Raw genomic sequence first — 12,008 nt, forward strand, 5'->3', positions numbered from 1 at the left:
GGTCGACCACTGGTCGGCCCCGTTTTCTTTGATGTGTTTAGCGCTTGAGGCGGTCGATCAGTTGCCGGACCCGGGAGTCGTTGGGGAAGAGTCGGGCTGCCTGCGAAAGCACGGAATCGGCGGCGTGCATCTGGTTGGTCGAGAGATAACCAGAGAAGAGATTGATGTACGCCTCGGCAAAAGTGGAATCGAGTTCGATCGCCGTGCGACTGGCAGCGATGGATTCCTCAAAACGTCCGGTCTGCCCCAGGACAAATCCCCACTGATAACTGGCTTGTGCTCTAAGTCGACGCAAGCGATCAGGACGATAGGGGTATGCCTCATCGAAGGCGAGATCATCCGTCTCCACCGGCGGTGGAGGGAGTTCCAAAGAGCGACGGAGTAGCTGCTCAGCCAGCGGGTATAATTTTCGTGCTGAGGCGATCGTGGCGGCTTCGAGCATGACGGTCAGGTTGCTGTCGGTCTGCAGGAGTGCGCTGGAGATATATTCTGTAAGTTCCTGATCGGGCACATTGTCATCGGCTGAGGCGATCCGGATCAATAGCGTGTTGGCAGTGAGATCGTACGGGCGCAACAGGAGCGCACGGTTCAGCTTGTTGTAAGCTGAGTCGAGATCACGATTGACCAGATAGTAAGACGCAAGATTGTTGTAGGCCTTGGCTCGACCCGGGTAATTCCCTCGTTCCCGTTCGAAATAATACAACGCTGAATCTCCGACACCAAGGCGGAACCAGGCGGCGCCGATATTCAGGTTGGCTTCGGGGAATTTGGGGTCACGCTCTATGATCTTTTGTCCGATCTCGATCGCTTGCTGATAGTGCGCCTGGCGGTAGTGGAAGATCGCTTTGGAAGCAAGTCCGGTGAGGTCTTCGCCTTTCGGAAAGCCGACGATCGGTAAAGAGGAAAGGAGGTAGAGCAGGACAGCCGCGGCGAGAGCGTACTGCCCTGTCCGGCGTCGAATCCTGCTGCTTTCAAACATCCAGGCGAGTGCGCCGACTGAGAGGATGATCAGCAAGGGGATCTCCGGCAAGCGGAAGCGGCTGTTCACGAAGAAGAGCGCGTTGGCGGCGATGAACAGCAGCGTTGTGGAGGTTAACAAGCGGGTGGCAGGTCGTGCTTTCCAGGCGACACAAGCTCCGACTACGCCTAGTGCGAATATCAGTGCGAAAGAGAATGGATGGTAGCGCAGGAATGGAACTCGAGCGAAGAAGTCATCCATATCGCGGTTATTCGATATCTCGCGGTCGGAGATCGAATAATAGAGCTTTTTCAGGTAGAGGCTGGCCCAATCGAGCGAATGATGCAATATCCAGTTGTATGCCTGGCGACTCCAGTAATCTGAGATCTCTCCCGACGAGAGTGGTTTGCCTTCCTTGATCTCAGCAACGTATGAGATGTCTGATATCTGCCAATTGTGTCCGAATGGCTGAGGCATGACAGCCGAAATGCCATCGGCATGCGCGTTATTCCCGATGTACAGATTGATGCCCGCTTGTGAGGCGATCAACACCGGATCGCCGGCGATTATCAGATTGCGCAGGGTGATCGGGAGAATGCAGAGCAAGGCTCCGGCGGCGATGACTACTGCAAATCGATAGCGGATTCTCCCCATCTGTTTCCACACCAGAACAAACGCGATCAATGCAATCAGAAGGACCAGGGCGGTCGGGCGTGTGATGGCCGCCAGTCCGAAGAATAGTCCGCAGAGAAAAGCGGATCGCACGGTTTTTTGCTCCCACCAGATCAGCACACGCCAGAGTGCGAGCTGTGTCAGCAGTGTGAAGAGCGGATCGAGCAAAAGTTCGCCATCGAAATAGACGGCGGTCGGGTAAAGTGCGTGAATGACGGCGGCCAACAGGGCGGAGCGTTCATTGAGAACCCGTCGGGCGATCAGATAAGTCAGGATGACTGAGAGCAAGCCGATCAGAGTGCCGAAGAGGCGGAGTGTCCAGAGAGAATCTCCGAAAAACGCGATCACCAGCGATAGAGTATAGACATAAAAAGGGGCGCGGAAGTATGTCGTGGCACCAAGCAAGTCACCATCGGCGATCCGCTGCGCCCAGTGGAGATGGTAGTAGTTGTCAACTGTGAGCTGGGTCCACTCCGGAAGCGTGGAGTAATAATACAGGTAGCCGAGCCGCACGGCCAGCGCCGCGGCGGCGACCAAAATCAGCCAGCGATGACGTTCCCAGATACTGCCCAGAGTCGATGCCATAGGCCAATATATCCGCAAACAAATGCAGCTTCAACCAAAGATGCTACTGTCGCGAAGAGGTTTGCATAGGGTGAAAAGAACTTTCCAATTTGGTCAGATTTGGATGGGATTATGGAAATCCCCATAAGTGTAGGATTGGTATGTAGATAGGCCGGTTTCCTGGGTTACGAACGCACTGAAATGCAGTGCAATTTGTGAGCAGAATCATGGCACATCTGTTGCTCAACCCTTTTCGGTAATACGAAGGGAAAGAGGAACCATGATCAAACGCACGGCAGCATCTCTTCTTCTGATACTGACTCTGGCACTTACGGCGGGCGACAGCCTGGCGGGGCGGCTTGATCAGGATCTGAAGGCGGTGGTTGCGGCCGGTAGTGACAGCGTGGTTTCAGTTGTTGTTTTCCTGCAGAATCCCTCTACTCAGTACGCAATGCTTCAGGCCGCCAGCCGTGTTGATCTCAACCGCGCTGAGCGAATTCAGTCGGTGTCCGGTCGTTTACAGTCGGATGCGGAAAATCTGATGAAGCCGGTCAACTCCCAGATAAATAATCTCGCAGTCGGCCCGGTGAAGCGTCACTGGATCATTCCCGCATACAGCATGACGGTGAAGGTGAGCGACCTTGAAACGTTGGTCAATCTTCCGGGAGTCGACCAGGTAATATCTGACCTTCCGATCGAACTGACTGCGCCCGTGGAAATTCGCCCGGCGCCATCGGCGGTTACTTCGGCCAGTACAGAGCTGCAGATGCTCAATGTGCCGAATCTGTGGCAGTCCGGCATCACCGGCAAAGGACGTTTGGTCTGCAGTTTTGATACGGGCGTAGATAGACTTCACCCGGCGCTGTCTTCCAAGTGGCGCGGGAATCACGCGACACTGCGCGAGTCGTTCTTCTCGGCGGTTGCTCCCGACAGTTTGCCCTTCGACAAGACCGGCCATGGGACCCACACGATGGGTGTCATGGTTGGTGCTGTCGAAGCGGATAGTTTTGGGGTGGCGCCAGAAGCGGAATGGATCACGGCTGGTGTTATCGATCAGGGTCCGGACCTGAGCACGACGATCAGCCACATTCTTGGTGCGTTTCAGTGGGCGCTCAATCCGGATGGCGATGCTTCCACGACCGACGATGTACCGGACGTTATTCTAAACTCATGGGGCCTTCCGGCACTGGTCGGTTCTGCGATCGCTCCCTGTTCGACTCTTTTCTGGCAGGCGCTGGATAACGTCGAAGCGGCAGGGGTGGTGACGATCTTTGCGGCGGGGAACGAGGGGCGGTTTGGCGCGATGTCGATCCGCAATCCTGCGAATCGGGCCACGACACCGTACAATTCGTTCTGTGTTGGCGCGGTCAACAGTTCGAAAGTGATCGCTGATTTTTCGAGTCGCGGACCTTCGAGCTGTGATACTACCCAGATCAAGCCAGAAGTTGTTGCTCCGGGAGTAGGGATCAGATCATCGTCGAAAAACAACACGTACGTGTATATGAGTGGAACCTCGATGGCGGCGCCGTACATCGCGGGAATGGTGGCGCTCTGTCGTCAATATAATCCGGATGCGACGGTTGAACAGATCAAGTATGCGATCATCCAGTCTGCGGTCGATCTCGGCCCGGCCGGTGAGGATAACGCGTATGGTCATGGGCTGGTGGATGCTTCACGGCTGATCTCCTTCCTGCCGGTCCCGACCGGGGCAAACCTGCATCTGGCGAATGAATTTATCTCCGGCGACGGAATAGCGATGCCCGGTGAGACAGTTGGATTCCAGGCGTATGTGACCAATTCGGCGGCGAATCTTGACCAGATCAACGGCGAACTGATCAACCTGTCTCCTGAGATGCTGTCGATCACCGGCACTACTCAGAACTTTGTTTTCGGGACGGGTGGAACGATGGCAGTCAACAGCCAGCCGTTTACCCTGAATATCAACCCATCAGTAGTGCACGGGTCAGTTGCCTCAATGCGGCTCCGTTTCCGGTCGATGTCCGGACAATTGATCGACTCAGCGTCGATCGAGTTGACGCTGGGGATCCCAGTGCCGGGAAATATCGTCACGCATGTCGCCGGAAGCCTGGCGATGTCGGTATCAGAATTCGGCGAGTATGGACTCAGTGCCGGTTCGATCTACAACGCCGGGGGGAACGGATTCCGCTTAAACGGCGGCGACAACCTGTTGTTCGAGGCCGGTATCATGGTTGGCCGGAGCAGCGCGCAGTTATCAACGGCGACTCGAGATAGTCTCGGTCGGCTCAAGGATTCAGATTTCCGCCCTCCGACTCCGGGGTCAGCGTCATGGGTGAACGACGGATCCGCGAATCACAATATCAGCAGTTTCAGCGACAATAACTCGGCACTGCCGATCCCTATTGCGATCCGTCAGGAGTCGGTGAATTACACCGAAGCGGAAGATGACGGTTTTATTATCGTGAAATACCAGGTGACCAATTCAGCGCTTGAGCCGTTGACGGGTCTGCACTTTGGCCTCCTGACGGACTTTGATATTTCAGCAACAGATACGGTGGAAATAGTCAGTGGGCTCAATCTGGCCATTCACCGGTCCCAGGGGGCTGGGCCGATGACGGGTCTGGTTGCGCTTTCGGGTGGATGGTTCTCAGTCAAGGATAACGGTACCGCCAAGGCCGGTATGACACGCCAGCAGCAGTATGCGGTTCTGTCCACCCACGCTCATCAGCCTGATATGACCGCTCCCGGTGACAAAATGGTCATCTTGCACAGTGGATCGTTCACACTCGGACCGCAGGGAAGTACCGAAGTGGCGCTGGCTTTTGTCGCGGCTAACAGCCGGGAAGAACTGATCGAACGCGCTACTCGAGCCCGGATGCGGTATGATGTGACGACTTCGGTCGATAATGACGAATTGTTACCTAACCAGTTTGATTTACGCCAGAATTACCCTAACCCGTTCAATCCGTCGACTACCATATCTTTTGCTCTTTCGACCGCAACCGAGGTATCGCTCGATATCTACAATCTGCTTGGACAGCGGGTGGTCCAGTTGGTTAATGGCCCTATGACAGCCGGGGAGCACCGGATCATCTGGGAAGGGACCGATGGAGCGGGATCGTCCGTGGCCGCGGGTGTCTACTTTTATCGTTTGACTGCCGGCAATGCCTCAGAATCACGGAAAATGGTGCTTTTAAAGTAGTCCTGTCCGGTGTATATTTCCGCCGAATAAACAGCTCTCATCAATTGGCCTGTGTTAAAGGGTATGAACATGTCGTTCAGATGGTTACTACGATCTATCGCCGGGTTAGCAACCCTCAGCCTGCTGGGCTCATTCGCTTATGCAGTTGCGCCGTCTCCGGAAGCTTTGGAAAAGTGGAAAGCGGAAGGGACATTGGAGCAGCACCTGGCACCACTGCGCGCATTCAAAGCGGCCGGCGGGTGCAGTCCGGTTGAATATTCCGAAGAGACACGACGGCTGTATCGCGAGAAGTTTGCCGCGAGTGCCGATGCTATTGATACAGTACATGTGGTCGTGATCCTGGCGGAATTCTCGGACTGGCCCTACAGCGGTGGGCCGGTGACAGGGACTCGCGACAAGTTTGATTCGATACTCTTTTCTAATCGTGAAACCGATCCGATCTTCAATCCTACCGGGTCGATGACGGATTACTATTTAGAGAGTTCGTATGGTAAGTTGCTGATTCACGGGGAAGTATTCGGTCCATACATGATGCCGAACACATATGCCTACTATGTGGACGCGCCAAATAGTGGGTTGAGTGGATTGACAGCAGTACTTGCCAACCATGCGGTGACAGCGGCGGATCCGTTTGTCAATTATGCGTCATTCAATAATCCGGGAATGGGTGTGCCGATCATTGTAATCCATCCGGGAGCAGGGGCAGAGACGGGCGCATACGGGATATGGTCGCACAAGGCCGATATTTTTAATACGCCGATTTTGGACGGCGTACTACTTCAGACCTACAACGTCGTTCCGGAAGAATTCAACGGTGAGTTGCAGGCGATCGGCGTGATGTGTCATGAATTTGGCCATACGTTGAATCTTCCCGATCTGTACGATACCGACGGGACTTCAGAAGGTTTGGGGCGTTGGTCGCTGATGGCTTCGGGTAACTACAATGGCGACCAGAAACTTCCGGCGCATTTCGATCCCTGGTGTAAGCGTCGGATCGACCCGATCTCATTCATCGATCGCTATGACAGCTTGTTGACCAACCGAGCGAATGTGGCGATCCCGGCAGCTCAATTCAATCCAGTGGTCTATCAATTAAAGGATAATGTGGCGGGAGCTGGTGAATACTGGCTGGTTGAGAACAGACCAGCGCTTGGGTTTGACGCTGGACTGCCTTATGGCGGGCTGTGCATCTATCATATAGATCAGGCAGCGGGGAGTAATAATAACGAAGCGCGCTATATGGTCGCTTTGGAGCAGGCTGATGGATTAAACAGCCTGGCAACGCTGGGGAGTCGAGGAGATGCCGGCGATGTCTGGCCCGGGGCGACAGATAACCGGAATTTTCATAACCTGAGTGTGCCAAACAGCAAAACCAATATCGGGTCGGCCGTTAGTCAGGTCGGAGTCTGGGATATTTCCGATGCAGATTCGGTCATGTACGCCGATCTGGATGTGACCTATTCACGGCCTTATATCACATTAGCTGACTGGGACTCGCTGCTATTCTCTGAGTTGATCGGCGACGGTGATGGGTTGTTCGAAGAGGGAGAGACGATTGCATTCCATTGTCGGCTGGACAACCTGATGCGTCCGGCGTGGGACTGGGATATCAGCCTGCACAGCAACAATCCGGATATCGAGATGCTGGACAGCAATGTGCAACAGACAAACTATCTGAGTCCGACCATTCAGGATGACTTTTATGGAGCCAATCCGATCCGATTCCGATTAAAGGTGGGAGCGGAGCCACGGATCACAACATTTACTTTGACCGTGAGAGCGGATTCGACTACGGAAGTGCCACGTGATCGCGCTTTCACTCAGGAATTCGTTTTTGACAAGGCGATGGGGCCGGTCAGTGTGCTGATCGTGGATGACGATAATGGCGATATTGCCGGCGGGAATGAGTACGAGGAGTCATTCTATCGACTACAGATCCCGTATCATCTTTGGAACAAACAGATCCAGGGATCCCCGACGTACAATGACCTGAACAAGTACAGTCATATCTTCTGGGCGACCGGTTCGCGCAGTCTGGGCGGCGGATTGAACGCCACTGACATAACGGCGCTCAAGGCATTTATGGATGATGGCGGGAATTTCGCGCTAGGGAGCGCCAGCGCGGCCATACGACTGCACCTGAGCGACTCGGCGTTCATGCGAGACTATCTGCACACGCGATATACTGATTCTGTGACTACCACGAGCGGTCTTTACTACTGGGGTGTGACCGGTTCGCCGATGACCGATGGGATAAAATTCCGGGTAGCTTCGTCCGCACCGAACGAAGTGAAGCGGATGTATCGACTTGCACCGGCTAATGGCGGACAGGTCGCCTTGGAGTACACAACCTTATTCATTGGCAATCCGCCTCGCCAGGGAAATGTCGGGATCTTGTACAGCGGGACGCACAAGAGCGTGCTCACCAGCGTCGGATTTGAGTACCTCAGTATATCCGATACATTAAGCGGATGGGCACATCGCGATTCGATGTTTGCGCGGGTGATGGCGTTCTTTGGCGGGACATCGACGGGAATTGATGATCCGGTTCGTCCAACTCTGCCGAAGCAGTTCACGCTGCAGCAGAATTATCCGAATCCGTTTAACCCGACCACGACGATCAAATACTCGGTGACGCGAGGAGAAGCCGGAAAGTCATCGATGCAGCGCACTTCGCTGATCGTGTACAACCTGAACGGGCAGCGAGTCCGTACGCTGGTGGATGCCGAACAGGGGATAGGGGAGTATACGGTGGAGTGGGATGGGGCAGATGAACGGGGGAATAAGGTTGCATCGGGAGTCTACCTCTACCGTCTGCAACGAGAGGATAAGATGGAATCCCGCAAGATGGTGCTGTTAAAGTAGACCGATTGTGGATGTAATAATGCAAGGGGCCGCCTTTTAGGGGCGGCCTTTTTGTTGTCTGATAAGCGGTTACGCCAAGTGAAGAAAATCACAATTTTTCGCATAAAGGACTTGACAATCTTCGATTTTTCCTATAATTGCAATTGAAAATCGTTTTCATTTGACCGATAAGGTAGATGAAAGAGTGCAAGGAAGATGAAAGAGTTTCTTAAGACCAAAGGCTTCAAGATGACCCCGCAACGGGAGTTGATTTTCCGTTCCTTTTTCGAGATGGGGAAGCATGTGTCGGTCGAGGAGCTCTACGATAAGGTGCATCAGAAGGATCGGTCGATCGGATATTCGACCGTCTGGCGGAATCTCAAAGTGATCTGCAAGGTTGGGTTGGCCGAGGAGGTCAATCTGGGTGACGGCGTTACGCGCTACGATCGAGTGACGCGTGAGCCGCACGGACATCTGTTCTGTCAGAATTGCAAAGCGCTGATCGAATTCGATATGAATACCGTCCTGCCGTATCTGGTGCAGACCAGTGAGGAAATGAAATTCCGGGCGGAGAGTTTTAAGATCGAGATAGTTGGGTTGTGCGAGACGTGCAAGGGGGCGGAAGAGAGGAAACATGGGCACGTCCACTAATCTGACGATCGCCCTGGTAATGGGCGGGCTGGGAATGTCGGCCTGTAGCAGCGGACCATCGCTGTCGACCAACCAGAAACGTGGCAAGCAGATCTATGAGGCGCTCTGCGACAAGTGCCACGAGTTGATCAATCCTACAAAGTATAACGATCTGGCCTGGGCGGCCGCCGCGAAGAAGTATGGTGGTCAGCTTAAACTGACGAGCGCTGAGATAGAGACGCTGACGGATTATCTCACGCACGTTAACGATGTCAATAATTAAGGATTGCTATATATGACACACTTGAACAAAATGCTCCCCGGCCAGAAGGCCAAAGTCGTAGGTTATACTTCGGATTCCCCGGTCGCCCGTCGATTGACCGAGCTGGGACTGGTACCCGGACGCGTGGTGACGTATCTTCGCAATGCTCCATTACAGGACCCACTGGAAATTCAGGTTGGCCCCTGTTGTCTCTCGCTGCGCCATGCAGAAGCATCGCTGGTGGCAGTCGAGATAGAAGAGACAACTTCTTACTAGTCAGGAACAGACGTTCCGAGAGAGTGGTATGGAGCTGACTGTTCCCAAAGCGTCGAAAACCAAGACAATAACTGTCGCTGTTTGTGGAAATCCCAACTGCGGCAAAACGACGGTCTTCAATGCGATTACCGGCCTTCGCCAGAAGGTAGCCAACTATCCCGGTGTGACGGTTGAACGGACTAGCGGTGAGTTTCAGGTCAAAGATGATCCCCGCACATTTACCCTAATTGATATCCCCGGCTCTTATTCGCTGTCGGCATTTTCTCCGGACGAATATGTGGCGGTCCAGGCGCTGATGGGCGGGCTGGAGATGGCGCCATCGCCGGATGTGATAGTTAATATCATCGATGTCACCAATCTCGATCGCGCGTTGTATCTGCTCTTTCAGGTGATGGAGGTTGGGAAGCCGGTAGTGGTTGGTCTCAATATGATGGATCTCGCGGAGAAGCGCGGGATGGAGATCGATCTCGCCAAGCTGTCGAAGGAACTCGGGGGGATACCGGTCATACCGATGGTTGGTTCGCGCGGGAAGGGAATAATCCAATTACAGGAAGCGATTGCCAGAGCGGCAACGGAGCAGCGAGAGCCGGCGAAGCGGTTTTATCATGCATCGATCCTGAGTGCCGTTGAGCGGTTGGTGAATAATCAGCCGAGTGAACGTCGGACCAGGGCAGAGTATGTTCGGATACTGCTGGATCAGCATGGTCCGGCCGAGAAGGAGTTTGCCAAGGTTGCGACTCCGGATTCGATCGCGCTGCTGCAATTGCTTCGAGTCGATCTGGTGAAAGAGTTCGGCTCGATGACCGTGGCCGAAACGCAATCGCTGACTGACCATGCCACGGGGATATATGATCGGGTGGTCAAAGCGAAGCATGCGGTCTCAAAATCGCGATCTGAAAAGTTGGATCATTTTCTTTTGCACCCGATCCTCGGACCGATCGTGCTGGTGCTGATTATGGGGTTCATATTCCAGTCGATCTTCAGTTGGGCCGAGCCGGTGATGAATGTGATCGATTCGATATTTGGAGCGATAGGCGGATGGGCGGCGGGGGCGATTCCCGAGGGTCCGCTTCAATCGCTGGTGGTAGATGGAGTGGTTGGAGGCGTTGGCTCAGTGCTGATCTTCCTGCCACAGATCATCATACTCTTCCTGTTCATTGCGCTCATAGAAGATTCCGGCTATATGCCGCGGGTGGCGTTTTTGGTGGATCGGGCATTTAGTTGGTGCGGTTTGTCAGGGAAATCGTTCATCCCGCTGCTGTCATCGTTTGCCTGTGCGGTACCGGGGATCATGGCAACGCGAGTGATTGAAGACAGGAAATTGAGAATCATTACGATCCTGGTGGCGCCGTTAATGACTTGTTCGGCGCGCTTGCCGGTCTATGCCATTATGACGGCGGCATTCATTCCGTATGCGATGGTACTCGGCTTCCTGAATACGCACGGAATCGTGTTAGGGGCGTTGTACCTGCTTGGCCTGGTGGTGGCGGTATTGGTCTCACTGGTACTGAAGAAAACGATCCTGAAGACGCAGAGCGGCACGTTCATGATGGAGATGCCGAGCTACAAGATCCCGACGCTGCAGTCGGTGGTGGTACGTGTTTTGAATCGGGCGAAGTCGTTTGTGGTGCGTGCCGGGACAACGATCTTTGCGATCACGATCCTGATCTGGGCGCTAAGCTATTATCCGCGGTCGGAGCAGATCGCAACGCAGTTTGAGGCGGAGATAGCGGCCAATCAGGTTGCGGCCGAGCAACAAGTTTCGGTGTTGACCGCGGAACTTGATAAGCTGTCAGTCGATGCTGCGGCGAGAGAAGTGCTATTGTTTTCTCAGGCGCGACTGGCGATTACGGAGTCATCAGAGGAGCTCCCGGCGGTACGAGACGAATTGTTGGCCCTTTATCCGGCGCAGACGGCGGTCATTGATGGAGCCTATGCCAGGCAACTTGCGGTGACGCAGTCCAGCGAACGACAAGCGGAATTGCTCAACGACCAGGCAGGCGCTCAGTTAAGCAATTCCTATCTTGGAAGAGTGGGGCGGACAGTGGAACCGTTGTTTGCGCCACTGGGGTGGGATTGGAAGATCACGATGGCGACGCTGGCATCATTCCCGGCAAGGGAAGTGATCATCGCGACACTCGGAACAATCTACAATCTTGGTTCAGATGTGGACGAGGAGTCGAGTTCGCTGGTCGACAAGATGCGGGACGCGAAGTGGGAGGATGGCGCTAAGATGGGGCAGCCGGTATTCAGTCCGGCGGTGGCGCTTTCGGTGATGGTATTTTTCGCGTTGTGTTGTCAGTGTGGAGCTACGGTGGTAACAATCAAACAAGAAGCGGGTGGCTGGAAGTATGCGATCGGCGCGTTTGCATACATGACCACTTTTGCTTATGTGGCGGCGATGGTGGTCTACCAGGTAGCCAGCAGGTTTGGATATTAGGATGGATTGGCAGACGCTTACGGTTGCTGCAATACTGTTACTGGCAGTGGTTTATCTGGTCTGGCGGTATTTGCGACGGAAGGGGAGTCCGGAGGCATGCGCTAACTGTATGGCACATCAGCGCTTGTCCAATGCTAAGCGAATCGCTTCCAAAGATTGACAAGCGAGCTTTCGCCTCTAT

General features: G+C 54.2%; 7 protein-coding genes. 6 read left to right on the forward strand and 1 reads right to left on the reverse strand.

The features are described 5' to 3' along the window. Positions 1–37 precede the first annotated feature (37 nt). Positions 38–2,215, reverse strand: coding sequence for a glycosyltransferase family 39 protein (locus IPH75_01915; GenBank protein ID MBK7140819.1), 2,178 nt, complete (start codon positions 2,213–2,215; stop codon positions 38–40). A 259-nt stretch (positions 2,216–2,474) separates the two neighbouring features. Between IPH75_01915 and IPH75_01920 the strand changes: the two genes are divergently transcribed. The 6 genes from IPH75_01920 to feoB all read left to right on the forward strand — a co-directional run bounded on the left by IPH75_01920 (position 2,475) and on the right by feoB (position 11,827). Further along, on the forward strand, positions 2,475–5,375 hold the full coding sequence (locus IPH75_01920; protein ID MBK7140820.1) for a S8 family peptidase: 2,901 nt from the start codon (positions 2,475–2,477) through the stop codon (positions 5,373–5,375). Positions 5,376–5,444: 69 nt separating this feature from the next. Further along, positions 5,445–8,240, forward strand: a complete 2,796-nt coding sequence (locus IPH75_01925; protein ID MBK7140821.1) for a M6 family metalloprotease domain-containing protein — start codon at positions 5,445–5,447, stop codon at positions 8,238–8,240. Between the two features lie 195 nt (positions 8,241–8,435). Continuing rightward, positions 8,436–8,870 (forward strand): transcriptional repressor, encoded by a 435-nt coding sequence (locus IPH75_01930; protein ID MBK7140822.1) that lies wholly within the window; start codon positions 8,436–8,438, stop codon positions 8,868–8,870. Further along, the gene (locus IPH75_01935; GenBank protein MBK7140823.1) at positions 8,854–9,132 is read left to right on the forward strand and encodes a hypothetical protein; all 279 of its coding nucleotides are present in this window, start codon (positions 8,854–8,856) and stop codon (positions 9,130–9,132) included. Before IPH75_01930 ends, IPH75_01935 begins: the two co-directional genes overlap by 17 nt. A 12-nt stretch (positions 9,133–9,144) precedes the next feature. Next, positions 9,145–9,387 (forward strand): ferrous iron transport protein A, encoded by a 243-nt coding sequence (locus IPH75_01940; protein ID MBK7140824.1) that lies wholly within the window; start codon positions 9,145–9,147, stop codon positions 9,385–9,387. Between the two features lie 28 nt (positions 9,388–9,415). Then, entirely contained in the window at positions 9,416–11,827 is a 2,412-nt protein-coding gene (feoB, locus tag IPH75_01945; GenBank protein MBK7140825.1) for a ferrous iron transport protein B, read from the forward strand. The last annotated feature ends 181 nt before the right edge of the window (positions 11,828–12,008 follow it).

This window comes from bacterium (assembly GCA_016708025.1).
In the GTDB taxonomy this organism is placed as follows: domain Bacteria; phylum Zixibacteria; class MSB-5A5; order GN15; family FEB-12; genus FEB-12.